Origin of the sequence: Streptomyces sp. NPDC048473, from assembly GCF_043200155.1 — a bacterium.
Lineage (GTDB): Bacteria > Actinomycetota > Actinomycetes > Streptomycetales > Streptomycetaceae > Streptomyces.
Map to the genome: position 1 here is coordinate 127,801 of NZ_JBICXE010000013.1, position 18,575 is coordinate 146,375.

The following is an 18,575-nucleotide window of genomic DNA, read 5'->3' on the forward strand; positions in this document are numbered from 1 at the left end:
TGGGGCTCTCATCCCTTCGCCCCGATCTCGGCCGCCCACGGGTAGTACAGATAGGCGATCGACGGCTGGACGCCGGTGATCCGCTTGCCGAGGAAGACACTCACGGGCTGCGTGTACAGGGGCAGCCAGGGCAGTTGCTTCATGGAGATCCGCTGTGCCTCGGCGTTGGCGGCGGCGTGCCCGGCCGGGTCGTAGGTGCCGACGGCCCGGTCGACGGCCGCGTCGAAGCCGGAGTCGGACCAGCTGCCGTAGTTGGTGTCCGCGCCGGTCTGCAGGGATCCGTACATGTCCAGGGGGTCGGTGATCGACATGTACCAGAAGGTGAGGAAGAGGTCGATGCCCTTGCGGGCGGCCGGGTCGGTGAAGAGCGTCGAGTACTTCTCGGCGGAGATGGTGTCGATCCGGGGCTTCAGGCCGATCGCCGTGGCCGCCTGGGCGACGGCCTGGGTGATGATCGTCGTCTGGGAGTCGAGCGGGCTGGTCGCGATCACGACCTCCTGGCCGTTCACGCCGGCCTTCGCGGCGAGTTCCTTGGCCTTGGCCGGGTCGTACGGGTAGCTCGGCAGGTCCTTGAGGAGGCCGTCGCGGGTCGCCGCGGGCACGTCGCTCCAGAGGTTCTCGGTGACCAGCGAGTCGGCGACCTCCCCGACCCCGCCGACTCCGGCCTTGACGATGCCCTTGCGGTCGATGGCCATGAGCAGGGCCTGGCGCACCCGGGCGTCGCCCAGCGGGCCCTTGAGGTTGCTGACCACCTCGTCGGCGACGGTGGTGTTCCGCCCGAAGTAGAGCGTTCCGGCCTGGGAGGACCGCAGTTGGGCGTACGCGCTGGCCGGGACCATCCAGCCGCCGTCGACCTCACCGCTCTGGAAGGCGTTGACGCGGGTCGTCGCGTCGCTCAGGAATACGAACTTCGCCTGGCCCGACTTGGCCTTGAGCTGGGGGTTCCAGTAACCGTCGAACCGCTTGAGCACGAGCGACTGGCCCGGGGTCCAGGAGGCGAACGAGAAGGGTCCGGTGCAGTTCACACCGCCCTTGGGGCTGCCGTAGTCCTTGCCGGCCTTGGCCAGGGTGGCGGCGGACTCGACGGTGCCGGGGCTGGCAGCCAGGTACTTGTTGAAGGTCGAGTCCGGCTTCGCCAGCGTGACGGTGACCTCCAGCGGGCCGCTCTTGGCGATCGACTTCACGTTCCGGAACGGATAGGCCCAGACGCTGGCCGTGGCGGGGTCGAGGTTGCGGCGCAGCGAGGCGACGACGTCGTCCGCGGTGAGCACCGTCCCGTCGTGGAAACGCACGCCGGGCCGGATCTTGTACACCCAGGTGGTGGGCGTCGGATTGGCGTACGAGGCCGCCAGGTTCGGCGAGGTCGTCAGGTCGGGGTTCCAGCGCAGCAGGCTCTCGCAGACATTGGCGAGAATCTGGTTGGGCGGGTAGTCGAACGCGTAGGCGTAGTCGATCGAGGTCGGCTCGGCGAAGAGCGACCAGGTGAAGGAGTCCAGGTTGCCCGCGGCGGCGGGCGTCCGGTCCGTCAACCGGTACGCGGCGGCTCCGCTGCCGCCCTGGTCCGGGTGCGCTGTGCCGCTGCACGCACTCGAAATGAGCACCGCGGCCGCCGCGATGAAGGTCCGTACGGTGTGGCGCAACGGCCGTGACTGTCGTCGCGATCCCGCTCTGGCTGATGGCATCGTCTGCCTCCGTCTGGGGTGGGTTTGGTGAAGTACGTGGTCAGTCGGTGGCGGCGAAGACGAGCTGTCCGTCGATGTAGGTCCGGGTCACCCGGGTGTCGGCGATCTCCAGGGCAGGGTGCGCGAAGGGATCGCGGTCGAGGACGACGAGATCCGCGTACTTGCCGACCTCGACGGTGCCGGTCACGTCGTCGAGGTGGTTCACCCAGGCGCTGCCCGCGGTGTAGGCGGTCAGCGCCTGCGACAGGGTCAGTGCCTGCTCGGGGAAGAAAGGGGCACAGGGCTCCTGTGTCCCGGGCGCGTTGGGCGCCTCGACGGGGACGACGCGGTTGACGGCGACGTGGATGCCCCACAGTGGGTTGGGGCTGCTCACCGACCAGTCGCTGCCCGCGACCAGCCGGGCTCCGGCGCGCCGCAGGTCCCCGAACGGGTACTGCAGGGCAGCGCGTTCGGGCCCAAGGAACGGAATCGTCAGCTCGTCCATCTGCGGTTCGTGCGCGGCCCACAGTGCCTGGATGTTCGCGGCGACGTCCAGGCTCGCGAAGCGTCCGATGTCATCGGGGTGGACGAGCTGCAGGTGGGCCATGTGGTGACGGTTGTCGTTGACGCCGTTGGTGGTGCGGGCTGCGGCGAGTGCGTCGAGGGCCTCGCGGACGGCGCGGTCCCCGAGCGCGTGGAAGTGGACCTGGAAGCCCGAGCGGTCGAGCGCGCACACCGCCTCGGCGAGCAGGCCGGGTTCGATGAAGCTCAGCCCGGAGTTGGCGGTGGGGCAGCCGCAGCCGTCGAGGTAGGGCTCAAGCATTCCGGCGGTGAAGTTCTCGGCGATGCCGTCCTGCATGATCTTGACGCTGGTGGCGTTGAAGCGGCCGATCCGGCCGGTGCGGCGGCGCTCCTCCAGTTCGGGAAGCTGTTCCATGCCGCGTTCGCGGTCCCACCACAGAGCGCCGACGACGCGGGCGCGCAGCGAACCCTCACGCGCCGCGCGCAGGTAGACGTCGAAGTTGTCGGGGTTGCCGGGGAAGACGCCGATCATGGCGTCCTGCCAGCCGGTCACCCCGAGGGAGAACAGGTGCTCCTGCGCGGCGAGCAGTCCGGCGTGCGCCTCGTCCGGTGTCGCTATGGGCAGGTGCCGGCCGACCAGGTCCACGGCGCCCTCCTGGAGGGTGCCGGCCGGAGCTCCGTCCGGCTCCCGCTCGATCCGCCCGTCCGCCGGATCGGGGGTGTGGCGGTCGACGCCCGAGATCTCCAGCGCGCGGGTGTTGGCCCAGGCGCCGTGGCCGTCCCGGTTGGTGAGCATGACGGGCCGGTCCGGGACCACCGCGTCGAGCATGCCTCGCGTCGGCGTACCCCCGGGGAAGATGTCCATCGACCAGCCGCCACCGCGGATCCAGGCCGCGTCCGGGTGGTCCTTGGCGTACTGGGCGACCACCGCCAGGTAGCCGTCGACCGAGCGCTCGTCGCTCAGGTCGCAGCCGAGCATCTGGACCCCGGCGACCGCGGGGTGGACGTGGGCGTCCTGGAACCCGGGGACGAGCAGGCCGCCCGCGAGGTCGACGACCTCCGTGGCCCTGCCCGCAAGCGACCGCACCGTGGTCGCGTCGTCGACGGCGAGGATCCGGCCGCCCCCGACGGCGACGGCCGCGTCCACCGGGGCCGGCCCGGTCCCGGTGAAGACCCGGCCTCCCACGAAAACGGTGTCGGCCCGCTGGCTGGTGTTCGCCATCAACGCATCCTCCGGCTCGGCGGGCGGACCCGCTGGCTTGTTGTTGAGGAGGAGTGAACGGCAGCGCAACGTTGTTGTCAACGGTGTTGCGCTGCCTCGGTCTCCGATCGATACACTGGCCGCACCATGCCGAAATCACCCGCCACCACCGCCCGGAACAAGCGCGCGGGCAGCCAGCTCACGCCCGACGCCATCATCGAGGCGAGCCTGCGCATCGCGGCTCGCGGAAGCGAGGACGCCTTCACCGTCCGGCGCCTCGGCGAGGAGCTCGGCACCGACCCGACCGCGATCTACCGGCACTTCCGCGACAAGGACGAGCTGCTGCTGTCCGTTGCGGACCGCACGCTCGGCGAGGTGCTCGACAGCATCCCCGAGGGCCTCGACTGGAAGGGGCGCATCCGGGCGCTCGCCGTCGGCTCGCTGGAGGTCGCCCTCAAATATCCGGTGGTCGGCTCGACCATGGCCAGCCGGACCACCCGGCGGCCCAACGAGTTCCGGGTCGTCGAACTCATCCTCGGAGCCGTCATGGAGGCCGGCCTCCAGGGCGCCGAGGCGGCCGTCCACTACCGCATGGTCGGCGACTCGCTCCTCGCCTTCGTCGGCCAGCGCGCCGCCTACCTGCTGTTCGACGCGGACATCCGGGCAGCCGACGAATCCTCCTGGAGCCGCGAGTACCGCCTGGTCGACGCGCGGGGATTCCCGAACATCACCCGCCTGAGCACCGAGCTGCCCGAGGTGACGGACGAGCAGATCTTCGAGGTCAGGGTCGAGGCGCTGATCTCCGCGATCGAGAAGCGGGTCGCGACCCTGCGCGGGGCGTAGCCCCCGCGACCGCCACCGCACTCGCCACCACGCCCGACACCCCACCCTTCCCCGGCTTCCCCAGCAATCGGCGGACAGACCGCCGAATCCGGCCGTACGACGCCGGCCCGTTACTTGACGATCTCCAGCACCGCCATCATGCCTGCGTCCTCGTGATTGAGGATGTGGCAGTGCAAGACGGTCTTGCCGGTGTAGTTCGTGAAGTGGATCCGGATGACAAGCTGCCCCTTGGCGGGCACGCTCACCGTGTCCTGCAAGCCGTGGCCATGGTGTGGACGGCCGTTGATACTCATCAACTGGAAATCGTCGACGTGCACGTGGAACGAGTGTTCCTCGTTACTGTCGTTGCGCACGGTCCACTCCTCGACCGTGTTCAGCTTGGACCGGACGTCCACCCGGTTCGCGTCGAACTGCTTGCCGTTGATGTAGAACTTGCTGCCGTCCTTGTTCTCGGAGAACACGAGGGTGCGCCGTGCGGCGATCGCCGCGTGGCTCAGGTCGTCGGTCGACGCGAAGGGCGAGGTGGGCAGGGCCGCCGGGTGTGCGGACGGTCCTTCGGTCACCAGGGTTGCCAGGGTCGCCTGCGGGAACTTGTTACCGGCCGGCCCGGTGTTGTACGCGAGCGTCTGCAACTGGCTACGGCCGGCCGGACCCCCTTGCACGAGGACGTCGAAGCGGGCGCCCGCCGCGAGGAGGAGCGAGTCAGCCGTCCAGATCCGGTCGACGGGGTTGGCGTCGTGGGCAATCACATGGAACCGCTGACCTTGCAGGCGGAGCTTGTAGTAGATGTTGGCGCTGATGTTGGCCAGCCGCCACAGCTGGGTCTCGCCCGGCCGGATACGGATGGTCGGGTTCAGCTGGCCGTTGACCGTGCGGTTGGTGGGTGCGCCGATGTGCAGGCCCTTGGTCCTGACCGCATCGCCCTCGACCTGGAAGTCCTTGAGCGCGATGACATGCTCGGTGATGTGACGCAAGCCCGTCGGCAGGTACTGCTGCAGTCCGTCGACGATGAGGACGCCCGACATGCCCCCGGCGACCTGCGGCGCGGACATCGTGTGCGCATGTGAGTGGTACCAGTAGGTGCCGGCGGCGAGGTTCTTCGGGAACTGGTAGGCGTAATGGAACGTCTGGCCGGGATGGATGTGGATGAAGACGTTGTCGGAGTTGCCGCTCGGCGACACATGAAGTCCGTGGACATGCAGATTGGTGGTCTCGTTCAGCGCGTTCTTCATCGTCAGATCCAGCTTGTCCCCCGGCCGGATCCGCAGCGTCGGCGGCATGTAGTGGCCGTTGTAGGTGAGGGCCCACAGCTTGCGGCCGCCCACCTCCACCTTTCGCCTCGCCACGACGAGTTCCACCCGCAGGACCCCGTTGCGGCTCACCATCTGCGCCGGCTCCTTCAGCGGGGCACCCTGCGCAACCGCCGGCGACTGCAGGGGGACAGCCGCCGGCTGCGCCTGCGCCGGCTCCCGTTCCGGTGGCCGCTCGCCGGCACAACCACCGACCAGGAGGACGATGACGACAACGACGGCAGTGGCCAGTTCGGGCAGCTTGGACCGACACCGCATTGCATCTCCACTCCTGGGATCCCCACATCGCACGTAGCTCACTACCAGCAAGCACGCGGTCCAACCCGTGCGCTACCCCGGTGGAGCATTCGCGCGACACAGCCACCCCCGATCCGCGGACGTCGCCCGGGACTGCGGGCGCGGACGACGACCCACCGGGATGTGGGTATTCCTGCCGTACCGTCCTTGTCGGCTGAGCTCTGCCGAATCCGGAGGATGCGGAGACCGCGGGCCTGATCAGCTACAGATTCCGGGTGAGCCGACAAGGACGGTTGCGCAGAAAACTGGGCGCCGAGTGGACGCGGTTGCTCAACAGCATCGACCACCTGGTCATCTCCGTCATCTCCGCCATCTCCCCTCTCACCGCGCACGACGACACCCAGCCGCCGGCATCCTCAGGCCCGCGCCGCCCCACAATCTGCTGCCGCCCGCGCCGCGAGCCGCGGGCTCCGGCACAGCGGGCCGGAACGACACGGCCCCCGGCAAGGGCTTTGAGCGGGATGCGCGCACAGGGGACAGAGGAACGCAGAGGGCTCGGCGTGCGGCAGCGCAGCGACCCGGGGAACCTGGGCTTCTGCGCTGGAGTGGTGTCCGAGGGCGTCGAGCGGGCTGGGTGCCGCCGGGCCGTGTCAACCGCCTGGCGGGTGCTTGGCGTGCCGGCCGATCGGCCGGCACCGGCCCGCGACGCACTGGCCGCGCAGGTCGTCCACCCACACGGTGGCGTGGCGATGGCGGATCGGCGCCGACGCCGCAATGGGCGTCACGTCGCGCCGATGCGCTCGGCGCAGGAACGGGGCGCGTCGGAATGGCGAAGACACAGGCCGCGACAGACAGGACAGACGCACAGTACGACGTGGTTGTGGTGGGTGATGTGCACCTGGCGATCATGGCGACCTTGCGGATCGGACAGGAGGACACTCCCTCGGCGTACGCGCTGAAGAAGTGACTGAGGACGTCCACCTGCTCCGTGCATCCGTACGATCCATTCACACCACAGGACTGTATGCGCCGTCGCGCGCTCGACGGGCCGCGATCCCAGCACGACGTCTGCGGTGAGAGAGGTCGACCAAGCGTCGTCTCTCCAAGTGGCGCGAGTCTGGATGTCCAATATATTTCGTTTTGCGGAACGGTTATGTAACTGGCGGCACTCCAGACGCCGGTTGGGCTGCCGCATGCGGTCGCGCGCCACTTGAGCCGGGGCCAGTTCACGGAATCCGATGGCGGCAGCGCCGTACGGCTTGCCGCCGGGATCCTTGCCTGAGGGGAACCATGGCTGACGAGACATCCGCGTCCCTGGAGGACGGGTGGAGCGGCGAAGGGTGCCCGGCAAGTGCGTTTGCCCGGCGGTCGTTTCTGCACGGCGCCGCCGCGGGCCTGGCCGGAGCAGCGGGCGGAGCCGCCTTGGGCAGTGGTGAGGCGCTCGCCGACACGATGGGCGAGATCAAGGCGCAACCGAAGTCCCGTACGATTCCCTTTCACGGCTTTCATCAGGCAGGCATCGCCACTGCGCCCCAACAGGACGCGATTTTCGTCTCGTTCGACGTGACCGCTTCCGACCGCGCGGAGCTCACCGACCTGTTCCGCACGCTGACCGCGCGAGCCCGCTTCCTCACGGCGGGCGGCAGGCCACCGGAGGTGCCCCCGACCGCAACGCCATCGGACAACGGCATCATGGGGCCCACGTTCGTGGCGGATGGTCTCACTCTCACGGTCGGAGTGGGCGCGTCCCTCTTCGACGACCGCTACGGGTTGAACGCGCGCAAGCCGGTCCAGCTCGTCAAGATGACGCCCTTCCGCCATGACGACCTGGATCCCGCGCTGAGCCACGGTGACCTGCTGGTCCAGATCTGCGCTGATCACCGCGACACGACGGTGCACGCGCTGCTCGACATTCTGATGCACACCAAGTCCGCGGCGAAGCTGCGCTGGCGTATTGACGGCCAGCGCAATCCGGAGCGTCCCGTCGGTGTCCGGCGTGACTGGTTCGGTTTCAAGGACGGCATCTCCAACCCGACCGTCACCGACGATGCCCAGATGAATCAGGTGGTCTGGGTCCAGCCGAAGAGCGCCGAACCGGACTGGGCCACGGGCGGCACGTACCACGTGGTGCGTATCGTGCATTTCTTCATCGAGGCGTGGCAGAAGGTGCCCGTTGCTCAACAAGAGCAGATCTTCGGCCGCCGCAAGGCGAGTGGCGCCCCCATGTACGCCGTGGATGCGAACGCCACGGATCTCCTCGACCCCATCTACACCAACGACCCGCAGGGCCTGATCACCCCGCTGAATTCTCATATCCGCCTCGCCAATCCCCAGACTCCGCAGACCGCGGCGACCAGCACCATCCTGCGTCGCAGTTACGACTACGACCGGAGCTTCAACCTGCCGGAACTCGACATGGGGCATGCATTCGTCTGCTTCCAGCAAGAGCTGAACACCTATGTCGCCATGCAGACCCGGCTGGAAGACGAAACACTGGTGCCGTTCATCAGCCCACGGGGCGGGGGTTACTTCTTTGCACTCCCCGGAGTTCGGGACGAGAAGGACTACTACGCCCGCGGGCTCCTGACCTGATCCTTCCCTGCCCCCGGGCGGCGTCGGCGAGACGCCGCCCGGCCCGGCCCTGGACCGAACCATCGCTATGCGCACAGGAGGCGAGATGTTCTCTGCCCTGCGGACCCGAGTCGGCAACGGCCGCCGGCGACCCGGCAGGACGCTCCGGCCGGTACTCGCGGCGGGCATCGGGATGCTGTTGATCTCCTGTACGCCCGCCACCTCGGTCCGCAAGGACTCCGCCGTGCCGGTCGCGCCCGTCCACGCCGGTGCCGGTGGTCGCGTGTATGTCACGAACCAGCAGGACGACACGCTCTCGGTGATCGACGCCGGTACCTACAAGGTCGTCGCAACCGTGCCGGCCGGCGTGGCGCCCGAAGGCGTCGCGGTCAGCAAGGACGGCAAGCACGTGTACATCGCCAACAGTGGCTCGGCCCGGGTCTCGGTCCTCGACACCCGGAACAACAAGATCGTCGCAACCGTGCCGGTCGGGAAGAGCCCCACCGGTGTCGGTCTCAGCCCCGATGGCAACTCCCTCTACGTCACCAACGGCAGTTCGAACACCGTCTCGTTGATCGACACCCGAACCAACCGGGTGGTCGCGACCATCCCGGTCGGCAAGTCTCCGGTGAACGTGGCGTTCAGTCCTGACGGTGGTTCGGCCTACGTGGCCAATTCCGGGTCCGGCAGCCTGTCGGTCATCGACACCCGCACGCGCCGGGTCGACCGGACCATCCCCGCAGGGCGCTCCCCGGTGGGCGTCGCCATCACCCCGGACGGCAAGTCGGCCTACGTCGCCGACGAGGTGGCAGCGCACGTCCTTGCCGTCGCAACCCGTACGGGCAAGGCGACCACCGTGTCCGTGGGCGAGGGCCCCTTTGACGTGGCCATCGGGCCCGACGGCCACTTCGCCTACTCCGCCGATCTCGGCCCGGGCAACGTATCCGTGATCGACACCGGCAGCCACCGTGTCTCGGCGACCATTGCCCTGGGCCCTCCCGGCACCGACCCGTTCAACCTGGAGGTCACCGACGAGGCGATCTACGTCACGAACCAGGGAGCGGGCACCCTCAAGGTCATCGACCCGAATTCCCACAAGGTCGTCGCGACTGTCACCCTCGGCGCCAGCCCCTACGGCGTGGCGGTGAGCTGAGCCCGCGACGCCCCGCCGGGGGTTTCCTTGCCCGTAAAGACTCGGGTTGCCGGCGGAGCATGGACAAGGGAAACAGAAAGGAGGTCTTCCATGTCTCACGCTTCCACCGTCGCTGTTCTGGGAGCAGGCGCACTCGGCGCCGCGATGGCGATGCGTCTCGGAGATACCGGCCACGAGGTACGGCTCTGGAACCGTACGGAGGAGAGGGCCCGTGCGGTCGCAGAGCACTCTGCCGGGGTCACGGCAGTGAGGGCGGTGGGAGATGCGGTCTCCGGCGCGTCCGTCGTCATCACTGTGCTCCGTGACGGCGATGCGGTCGCGGAGGTCATGTCGGATGCCATCGGTCGGATCGACAACGATGCCGTCTGGGTGCAGGCGAGCACGGTAGGGCCGCGGTACGCCGGCCTGTTGGCCGGTCTGGCCCGTGATCACGGTGTTGCGTACCTCGACGCACCGGTCTCGGGAAGCACCGCTCCCGCTCGGCAGGGCAAGCTTGTCTGGTTGGCAGCCGGCCCCGAGGGCGTCCTTACGCGGGCGCGTCCCGTACTCGACGATCTCGGCTCGTCCGTGCTCCACGTCGGGACGGGGGTCGAGGGCAGCGCCGTCAAGCTTGTGGTCAACGCGTGGATGGCTGCCTCGACGGTCGCCATGAGCGACGTCCTTTCACTGTGCGACGCACTCGGCGTCGACCACACGACGTTCGTCCGGGTGCTTGAGGCGGGCCCGCTCGCCATGCCGTACGAGTTGCAGAAGGTGGGCGTCATGGACGACGCCTCGTACGCGCCCGGATTCGCGGTGCAACTCGCCCTGAAGGACATCGAACTAGCCGCGGCAGCCGCCACCCCCAGCCCGTTGCTCCAGGCCGTCCGAGACCGCCTGGAAGCAACCGTCGCAGCCGGCCACGACAACGACGATCTCGCCGCAGTCGACTACTTGAGGAGGCCGCCGTCGTAGTCCGAATGCGGGCCGTCGGTCCGGTCCCGGCCGCCCGGGGCCATCAGAGCAGTAGCCGGGCGGCAGTGAGTGCGACGGTCAGTACGACGCTGCTGCCAGTGGTCCTCCGGTCCGGCCTGCGGCGCGCAGCCGTTGCTGTCGGATGTCGGCAGCAGCGTCCCTGTAGCGCACGGCGCAGTGGGCCGGCCCGGCCGCTCCGACAGCCATCAGCAGGGCTCCTGCGGCCAGTGACCGGGTATGCCCGTATTCGATGAACTCGGCCACCGCCGGCCCGAGCGCCATCGCGTTCGCGGAGGTGCGCAGCCACGCGAGGAGGTGCGCTCGTTTGCCAGGTGGCCCCGGACCGGACCGATCGGCGCAGACACGCGTCCGATCAGCACGGACGCCGATGGGCGGCTGCCAGTGGGCCCTGAGGATCTCGGTACCCCGACAGTGGAAGTCTCCGTCAGGGTGCCGTCTGCGCTGTTGGCAGCCCCGGCTGCAGCCATTCGCTGACGTCTACGGCGAGCATGATCCGCCACTCCGCCGCAACGCGGCAGAGTGGCTCGACCGGCTACGAATCGGTGGGCGACGCGCCTGGGGGTGCAGAGTCCGTGTGCCACCGGAGTGGATCGATCCAGCTGCGTCACCGCTGAATCCTGCTTCGAAGGAATTCCTTGTCAGCTACCTGTCAGCCAGAAGGGACCACTGGATCGTGACCACCTCGATCATCGTCGGAGGAAGCAGCGGACTGGGCCGCGCTGTGGCCCAGCGATTTGCCGACCGCGGGGACACTGTCATCATCACCAGCCGCAGCACGGCTCACGCCGACACCGTGGCCGGCGAAATCGGCGGCATCACCCGAGGCCTGGCCGTTGACCTGTCGCGGCCGGAGACGATCGCCGCCGCGCTCGACGAAGTGCGCGAGGTCGACAACCTGGTGATCACCGCCATCAAACAAGGCGTCAATTCCCTGGCGGACTTCGATATCGCAGCAGCCATCGAGAGCGTGACCACCAAACTGGTGGGCTACACCGAGACCGTACGAGCCCTGCGTGACCGGTTCACCCCCGGCGCTTCGGTCGTGCTCTTCGGTGGCCTGGCCAAGGAACGTCCCTACCCCGGTTCCACCATGGTGACCGCCTTCAACAGCGGCATCACCGGTCTGGTGAAAACCCTGGCCGTGGAAATCGCACCCCACCGCATCAACGCGATCCACCCGGGCGTGGTGGGAGACAGCCCGAAGTGGCGCGACGCGCCCGAACACCCCCACCTGGCGCGTACCCCTGTCGGACGCCTCGTGACGACGGCCGAGGTCGTCGATGCCACCGAATTCGTCCTCCGCAACACCGGCGTCAACGCCCTCGACCTGTTCGTCGACGGCGGACTGCGCGTGACCTGAGGCATCGGGGGACCGGGCAGCCACACAGACCAACGACCGACAGCTGAGCAGTCACGTGATCCGCCGCTGGTCCCCGGACAGGGCCCTCCGGCAAAGACACTGTGATCCTGGCCTGGCGGAGGCGGTTGGCCCCGCACACATGCGAGGGACGCGGTTGGTTGATTCGGGGCCTCGCGTGACGACGGTTCCCAGGACCTGGTTGTGGTCTTGGGCCGACGTTGTCGTATGGGGGGTGTGTCGATGTCGATGCGGCCGAGTGGACCGGGTGGGGTTTCGGCGGAGACAGTGCGGGTGGCGCGGGTGGCCTTCCCGAAGCGCAGCCTGGCGATCCGGATCCGGGACGAGCTCGGGCCGTTGTTCAGCGACGAGGAGTTCGCGGACCTGTTCCCGTGGCGGGGGAAGCCTGCATGGTCACCGGGCCGACCGGCCGGCCGAGGACGGCCCGGACGGGCCGGTGATGCGAGCAGTGCTGCAACGCGGATTCCGCAGGAGCCGTCAGCTCATGAGCGTGGCCATGGCCTGTTCTCCGAGCGCGCGAAGCCGCGCATGCGCGACGTCCCCCGCCTCTCGGTCGACCGAGAGGCGCTGCCGACGGCCACGGTGGACAATTCACACCGCGCCGTCGGCACCCCGGTAGCCCTTGTCCGCCCGGCAACCATGGTGATCAAGGCCCCGGCCGGGGCCTTCCTCCGGAGCTGATCACCGTGGTTGCCGAAGCCCCCGTCGGATCTTCACCCGTCGTTTCCGCATCTTTGCGGGAATGATGGAGCCATGGCGAACCCGACAATCCTGACTGTCGACGACGACCCGGCGGTCTCCCGGGCGGTCGCCCGCGACATCCGGCGCCAGTACGGCGACCGCTACCGCATCGTGCGCGCCCTCTCCGGCCTCGATGCCCTGGACGCACTGCGCGAGATCAAGCTGCGTGGCGATCAGCTCGCGCTCATACTGGCCGACTACCGAATGCCGCACATGAACGGCATCGAGTTCCTCGAGGCGGCCATGGATCTCTTCCCGCTCGCCCGTCGTGTGCTGCTGACCGCCTACGCCGACACGGAAGCGGCGATCGACGCCATCAACGTCGTGGACCTCGACCACTACCTCGTCAAACCCTGGAGCCCGCCGGAACAGCACCTCTACCCGGTGATCGACACTCTGCTGGACCTGTGGCACGCCACGCCTGATCCAGGGATCACGGAGACCCGCGTGGTCGGACACCGCTGGTCCGCACCGTCCTTCGCGGTCCGGGATTTCCTCACCCGCAACCTCGTGCCCTACCGGTGGCTTCTGTCCGACGAGCCGGAAGGGCAACGTCTGCTGGCCGCCGCCGGAATGTCGGCGACCGACGTACCGCTGGTCATCACCCCGGACGGCAAGCCCCTGGTCTCCCCCACCGAGCGGGAACTCGCTGCGCAGGTAGGACTGAGTACAGTTCCGGCCTCGGATTTCTACGACCTGGTGGTCGTCGGTGGCGGGCCGGCCGGTCTGGGAGCTGCCGTCTATGGGGCTTCGGAGGGTTTGCGTACGGTCCTGGTGGAACAGCAGGCGACCGGCGGGCAGGCCGGACAGAGCAGCCGCATCGAGAACTACCTCGGTTTTCCCGACGGCGTCTCCGGTTCCCAGCTGACGGAACGTGCTCGCCGCCAGGCGCTGAAGTTCGGGGCGGAGATTCTGAGTGCGCAACGGGCCGTCGCGCTGGAAGCAGCAGGATCGGGCCGGGTGCTGCACCTGGGGCCGGAGGGCTCCATTGCCGCCCACACCGTGGTCCTGGCCACCGGAGTGGCCTACCGGCGGCTGGCCGCCACCGGGCTGCAGGAGTTCACGGGTGCGGGCGTCTTCTACGGGTCCGCCGTCACCGAGGCTCCCAGCTGCTCCGGGGAGGATGTGTACATCGTCGGCGGAGCCAACTCCGCAGGACAGGCAGCGGTCTATTTCTCGCGCTACGCGCGGCGCGTCCACGTACTCATCCGCCAAGGTGATCTGACCCGTTCGATGTCCAGCTATCTCATCGACCAGATCAACGGCATCGACAACATCGAGATCCACGCGTGGACCGAAGTCCTCGGCGGTGAGGGCGAGGGACACCTGCAGCGACTGACCCTTCGCGAGAGTCGGTCCGGCGCCGTGCGCACCGTTGCTGCGTCCTGGCTGTTCATCTTCATCGGGGCCGAGCCGCATACGCAGTGGCTGGAGGGAGTGGTCTCCCGTGATGAACGCGGATTCGTGCTGACCGGCCCGGACTTGGTGACCGGAGGGCAGCGTCCGGCGGGCTGGCGGCTGCCGAGAGATCCGTACCACCTGGAGTCGAGCGTGCCTGGTGTCTTCGCCGCCGGAGATGTGCGTTCCTCCTCGGTCAAACGAGTCGCGTCGGCCGTCGGAGAGGGAGCCATGGCCGTCTCCTTGGTGCATCGCTATCTGGAGGCACAGTGACCACGCCAGTACATCTGTCACCGGAGCAGTTGCGGACGCTGTTCCTGTTCGAGAAGCTCAGCGACGAGCAGCTCAATTGGCTGGCGGAGCGCGGCCGTGCTGAGCAACGGCCGGCCGGAAGCGTCGTGTACGGGGAGGGTGAACCGGCCACATGCTTCTTCGTGCTGCTCAGCGGTGCAATCGCGCTCAGCCGCGTGCTGCACGGCGACGAGGTGGAGGTCAGCCGCACCGATCAGCGCGGCGTGTACAGCGGGGCGACCCGTGCATACCTCGGGGACCGCGTCGAGCAGCGGTATCCCCACACACTGCGGGCTGTCACCGATGCCGAGTTCTTCGTGCTGCCCGCCGACGAGTTCGCCCACGCGGTACGCACGTGGTTCCCGATGGCGCTGCACCTGTTGGAGGGACTCTTCTTCGGTACGCGGGCGGCCAACGCGATCGTCAGTGAGCGGGAGCGGCTGCTGGCCCTGGCCTCGCTGTCGGCAGGCCTGACCCATGAGCTGAACAATCCTGCGGCAGCCGCTGTGCGGGCCACTGCGGCTCTGCGGGAGCGAGTGGCCGGCATGCGCCACAAACTCGCCATGATCGCTGACGGTCGGCTGGACGGCACCGACCTGCACCGTCTCGTAGAGCTGCAGGATGATGCGGTGCAACAGGCCGCAAAGGCTTCCGGTCTGCCCGCGCTGGCCGCTGCCGATGCCGAGGATGCCGTCGGCGACTGGCTCGATGAGCACGGGGTGACAGAAGCATGGGAACTGGCACCGACACTGGTCGCCGCGGACATCGGCGTGCCGTGGCTGACCTCGGTCACCGACACCATCGGTGAGGACAACCTCGGCTCCACGGTGCGCTGGCTGGCGTACACCATCGACGCGGAACTTCTGATGGGCGAGATCGAAGATGCCGTGACCCGCATCTCCGGGCTGGTCGGCGCCGCCAAGCAGTACGCGCAGCTGGACCGGGCACCGCAGCAGACCGTGGATGTACACACATTGCTCGACGCCACGCTCACGATGCTGCAGGCGAAGATCCCGTCCGGTGTCCAGGTGGTCAAGGAGTACGCCCATGAGCTGCCGCCGATTCCGGCATTCGGAGCCGAGCTCAACCAGGTGTGGACCAATCTGATCGTCAACGCCGTCGATGCCATGCCTGACGGGGGCACGCTGACGATTCGGACGTGGAGGGAGGACGCGCGGCTGCTCGTGGAGGTGGCCGACACGGGCACAGGCATTCCGGCTGAGATCAGACCCCGGATCTTCGAGCCGTTCTTCACCACCAAACCGGTCGGTGAGGGCACTGGACTGGGGCTGGACATCTCCTACCGCATCATTGTCAACAAGCATCATGGGGACATCCGGGTCTCTTCGCGGCCCGGCGACACCCGCTTCCAGGTGTGTCTGCCGATCGACCTGCAGCCCGAGGACTCCTAAGGACTGTCGCGGGGCGCCGAGGCCGCCGCCGACCCACCGGACGTATATCAAGGTGCCCAGGCAGGTTTCCGAACGACTCACGGGGATGGCGTCCCGGAGTCGCGGACTCGACAGACATCCCGGACATATCATCTGCGCCGGCGAGAGCATTTCTGTCGCCGACTCCGCCGATCTGCCGGGCGTCACTGCAGCCGTCGCGGGTGCGCCCGACGGTGGCCGGGGCGACGCCGCCGCCGGTTGCGGGCCTGCCCCGGCGCGTGGCCGAGTTGGTCGCCGCGTACTTCGACACGCTCGCCGTGGCGGCCGAGGGGTGTGATGCGCTGGTGGCGACCGGCCTGTCTCCGTCCGCGGCCGGCGCGCGGTCGGTGGCCGAGAAACTGGAACATCCGCTACGTGTACGCGAGCCTCCAGCCGACCACCCTGCCGTCGCCGCACCACCCGCCGCATGTGTACCCGGGCCGGCCATTGCCACCGGACGTGACCGACAACCGGGTGCTGTGGGACCTCAACGCCCGGAGCATGAATGCGCTGTTCGGCGCGGCGTTCAACACCCACCGGGCGTCGACTGGCCTGCCACCGGTGGACAACGTCCGCGACCATGTCTTCACCGACCACCCGCGGCCGGCGACGAACCCGACCCTGAGCCCGTGGCAGCCGACGGACGTCGACGTCGTGCGGAGCGGTGCGTGGATCCTGCCGGACGAACGCCCGCTCCCGGCCGAGTTGGTGGCGTTCCTGGATGTCGGCGCACCACCGGTGTACGTGGGCTTCGGCAGCATGCCCATGCGCGCCTCGAAGGACGCCGCCCGGGTGACCATCGAGGCGATCCGCGCGCAGGACCGCCGCGTACTCGTCTCCCACGGCTGGGCCGATCTGGCCCTGGTCGACGGCCGGGACGACTGCTTCGTCGTCGGCGAGGTCAACCAGCAGGCGCTGTTCGGCCGGGTGGCCGCCGTCGTGCACCACGGCGGCGCCGGCACGACAACGACGGCCACCCGGGCCGGCGCGCCCCAGGTGGTGGTACCTCAGATGGTGGACCAGCCGTACTGGGCCGGCCGGGTGGCCGACCTGGCGAAGGCGTCGGGGAACCACGGTTCCGTCACGCCTTCGCTCGGCGGCGCGCTCGATGTAGCCGCCAGGTGAGGAACTGAAGGTGCCGGGGTCCCGGAATACTCCTCAGCCCCGTTGTCACATGCACGGGTCCGGCGGTGTCTTCATGCCGAACGGCCAAACAGGCACACGCACAAGGAGAACACCATGACGCTACGCGTTCCGAAGGCCGAGCTCACCGCCGAGCTCAGCGAAAGCATGATCAAGCAGCTCGGGGCCGTGCCCGAGCCCGTCGCGGTGCTGTGGAACAACCCCAAGCTCGCCGAGGCCAACCAGGAGTTCTCGGCCAAGGTGGGCGAGTGGGACGCGGCCGACGCGAGCCTCAAGACGTTCGCGCACATGGCCGTCGCGGCACAGGTCGGCTGCAGCTGGTGCCTCGACATCAACTACTTCCACGCGCTGAACCAGAACCTGGACCTGGCCAAGGCGAGCCAGGTGCCGCGCTGGCGTGAGTCGGAGGTGTTCACGCCGCTGGAGCGGGACGTGCTCGAGTACGCCGAGGCCATGACGAACACGCCACCGACCGTCACCGACGAGCTGTCGAAGCGTCTGCTCGACCGGCTCGGCCCCGCGGCGCTGGTCGAACTCACCGTGTTCATCGGCTTCGCCAACATGGCGACCAGGTGCAATACGGCGCACGGGATCACGTCGCAGGGCTACTCCGACGCCTGCGAGATTCCGCTGGCCGCGCGTCCGCAGAACTCCGGCGTAGCGTCGACGGCATGACCGAGGACCCGTTCGTCACCCATCGCAGCCTGCTGTTCACGGTCGCCTACGAGATGCTCGGGTCGGCGGCCGACGCGGAGGACGTGCTGCAGGAGTCCTGGCTGCGGTGGGCCGACGTCGACCACTCGCAGGTACGTGACCCGCGGGCCTACCTCGTCCGAACCGTCACACGGCAGTCGCTCAACCGTCTGCGGACGATGTCGCGCAGCCGCGAGGAGTACGTCGGCGAGTGGCTGCCGGAACCGCTGCTGACCAGCCCTGATGTCGCCGAGGACGTCGAGCTCGCGGAGAGCGTCTCGATCGCGATGCTGACCGTGCTGGAAACGCTCGGGCCCACGGAGCGCGCGGTGTTCGTGCTCCGCGAGGTCTTCGAGCTGCCGTACGGCGAGATCGCCGAGGCCATCGGGAAGTCCGCGGTCACGGTACGGCAGATCGCGCGGCGGGCACGCGAGCACGTGGCGGCCCGGCGGCCGCGGGCGCAGGTGAGCCGGTCGGAGCAGCAGGCCGTGGTGGAGCGGTTCCTGGCCGCGCTGCGCACCGGCCAGTTGCAGGAACTGCTGGACGTCATGGCACCGGACGTGGTCCTGATCGCCGACGGCGGCGGGCTTGCGGCCGCCGCTCCGGCTCCGGTCCACGGGGCCGAACTCGTGGCGAAGATGCTCGCTCGCCCGGACCGGGTGGTGTCGGTCGTGTGGCTCAACGGCGCGCCTGCGGCCCGGATCGAGAGCGACGGCCGACTGGCCGCGGTGAGCCTCGTGGTGGAAAACGGGAAAGTCACCCGGATCCACGCGATGGCAAACCCGCGGAAACTGACGCGGCTCGATGAACCGGCCGAACTCGCCAGGTAGGCCCGCTGCTGCTCTGGCGTCGTGTGTGTTCCGGGAGGTTCGAACCGCCCGGAACACACACGACCACACCCTGGTGTCGCCGTGGGAGGGTTCGGGCGTTCTGTTCAGCTTCGACGATTGGCAGCGGTGGGACGGCAAGGGCCGCTGCGAGCTGTGCAGGCCTGCGGCGGCCGGGGCCTGAGGGACCGTCGCAGTTCC

The 18,575-nt window shown here is 68.6% G+C and carries 15 protein-coding genes and 2 pseudogenes; 13 read left to right on the top strand and 4 right to left on the bottom strand.

The window, feature by feature from the left end; translation table 11 throughout:
• Positions 1-8 precede the first annotated feature (8 nt).
• Positions 9-1,640 (bottom strand): ABC transporter substrate-binding protein, encoded by a 1,632-nt coding sequence (locus tag ACGFU7_RS21995; RefSeq protein ID WP_393697698.1) that lies wholly within the window; start codon positions 1,638-1,640, stop codon positions 9-11.
• Positions 1,641-1,722: 82 nt separating this feature from the next.
• Positions 1,723-3,405 carry an amidohydrolase gene (locus ACGFU7_RS22000; protein ID WP_393697699.1) on the bottom strand — a complete coding sequence of 561 codons (1,683 nt, stop codon included), beginning with the start codon at positions 3,403-3,405 and terminating at the stop codon, positions 1,723-1,725.
• Positions 3,406-3,531: 126 nt separating this feature from the next.
• On the opposite strand from ACGFU7_RS22000, the gene ACGFU7_RS22005 reads away from it, so the two are divergent.
• On the top strand, positions 3,532-4,227 hold the full coding sequence (locus ACGFU7_RS22005) for a TetR/AcrR family transcriptional regulator (protein WP_393697700.1): 696 nt from the start codon (positions 3,532-3,534) through the stop codon (positions 4,225-4,227).
• Positions 4,228-4,337: 110 nt separating this feature from the next.
• On the opposite strand, the gene ACGFU7_RS22010 is transcribed toward ACGFU7_RS22005, so the two are convergent.
• Positions 4,338-5,795 carry a multicopper oxidase family protein gene (locus ACGFU7_RS22010; RefSeq protein WP_393697701.1) on the bottom strand — a complete coding sequence of 486 codons (1,458 nt, stop codon included), beginning with the start codon at positions 5,793-5,795 and terminating at the stop codon, positions 4,338-4,340.
• An 805-nt stretch (positions 5,796-6,600) separates the two neighbouring features.
• On the opposite strand from ACGFU7_RS22010, the gene ACGFU7_RS22015 reads away from it, so the two are divergent.
• The 4 genes from ACGFU7_RS22015 (at position 6,601) to ACGFU7_RS22030 (ending at position 10,452) form a co-directional block, all read left to right on the top strand.
• Entirely contained in the window at positions 6,601-6,741 is a 141-nt protein-coding gene (locus ACGFU7_RS22015; RefSeq protein ID WP_393697702.1) for a hypothetical protein, read from the top strand.
• Between the two features lie 485 nt (positions 6,742-7,226).
• Positions 7,227-8,366, top strand: a complete 1,140-nt coding sequence (locus tag ACGFU7_RS22020) for a Dyp-type peroxidase (protein ID WP_393697703.1) — start codon at positions 7,227-7,229, stop codon at positions 8,364-8,366.
• Between the two features lie 85 nt (positions 8,367-8,451).
• Positions 8,452-9,498 (top strand): beta-propeller fold lactonase family protein, encoded by a 1,047-nt coding sequence (locus ACGFU7_RS22025; RefSeq protein ID WP_393697704.1) that lies wholly within the window; start codon positions 8,452-8,454, stop codon positions 9,496-9,498.
• Positions 9,499-9,525: 27 nt separating this feature from the next.
• Positions 9,526-10,452, top strand: a complete 927-nt coding sequence (locus ACGFU7_RS22030; RefSeq protein ID WP_393697705.1) for an NAD(P)-dependent oxidoreductase — start codon at positions 9,526-9,528, stop codon at positions 10,450-10,452.
• 78 nt (positions 10,453-10,530) lie between these two features.
• On the opposite strand, the gene ACGFU7_RS22035 is transcribed toward ACGFU7_RS22030, so the two are convergent.
• The gene (locus ACGFU7_RS22035) at positions 10,531-10,869 is read right to left on the bottom strand and encodes a DUF202 domain-containing protein (protein ID WP_393697759.1); all 339 of its coding nucleotides are present in this window, start codon (positions 10,867-10,869) and stop codon (positions 10,531-10,533) included.
• Positions 10,870-11,146: 277 nt separating this feature from the next.
• Between ACGFU7_RS22035 and ACGFU7_RS22040 the strand changes: the two genes are divergently transcribed.
• The 8 genes and pseudogenes from ACGFU7_RS22040 (at position 11,147) to ACGFU7_RS22075 (ending at position 18,377) form a co-directional block, all read left to right on the top strand.
• Positions 11,147-11,833: an SDR family oxidoreductase gene (locus ACGFU7_RS22040; RefSeq protein ID WP_393697706.1), complete on the top strand. Its 687-nt coding sequence runs from the start codon at positions 11,147-11,149 to the stop codon at positions 11,831-11,833.
• Positions 11,834-12,073: 240 nt separating this feature from the next.
• Positions 12,074-12,250 (top strand): annotated as a pseudogene (locus tag ACGFU7_RS22045) (IS5/IS1182 family transposase); the annotation flags it as partial.
• Between the two features lie 129 nt (positions 12,251-12,379).
• The gene (locus ACGFU7_RS22050; RefSeq protein WP_393697763.1) at positions 12,380-12,532 is read left to right on the top strand and encodes a hypothetical protein; all 153 of its coding nucleotides are present in this window, start codon (positions 12,380-12,382) and stop codon (positions 12,530-12,532) included.
• Positions 12,533-12,604: 72 nt separating this feature from the next.
• Positions 12,605-14,263 carry an FAD-dependent oxidoreductase gene (locus ACGFU7_RS22055; protein WP_393697707.1) on the top strand — a complete coding sequence of 553 codons (1,659 nt, stop codon included), beginning with the start codon at positions 12,605-12,607 and terminating at the stop codon, positions 14,261-14,263.
• A complete protein-coding gene (locus tag ACGFU7_RS22060) occupies positions 14,260-15,693 on the top strand; it encodes an ATP-binding protein (protein ID WP_393697708.1) in 1,434 nt (477 codons plus the stop codon). Before ACGFU7_RS22055 ends, ACGFU7_RS22060 begins: the two co-directional genes overlap by 4 nt.
• Before the next feature lie 200 nt (positions 15,694-15,893).
• A pseudogene (locus tag ACGFU7_RS22065) lies at positions 15,894-16,827 on the top strand (nucleotide disphospho-sugar-binding domain-containing protein); the annotation flags it as partial.
• A gap of 123 nt (positions 16,828-16,950) precedes the next feature.
• On the top strand, positions 16,951-17,529 hold the full coding sequence (locus ACGFU7_RS22070) for a carboxymuconolactone decarboxylase family protein (protein WP_393697709.1): 579 nt from the start codon (positions 16,951-16,953) through the stop codon (positions 17,527-17,529).
• Complete coding sequence (locus tag ACGFU7_RS22075) at positions 17,526-18,377, top strand: RNA polymerase sigma-70 factor (protein WP_393697710.1); 852 nt, start codon at positions 17,526-17,528, stop codon at positions 18,375-18,377. Before ACGFU7_RS22070 ends, ACGFU7_RS22075 begins: the two co-directional genes overlap by 4 nt.
• The last annotated feature ends 198 nt before the right edge of the window (positions 18,378-18,575 follow it).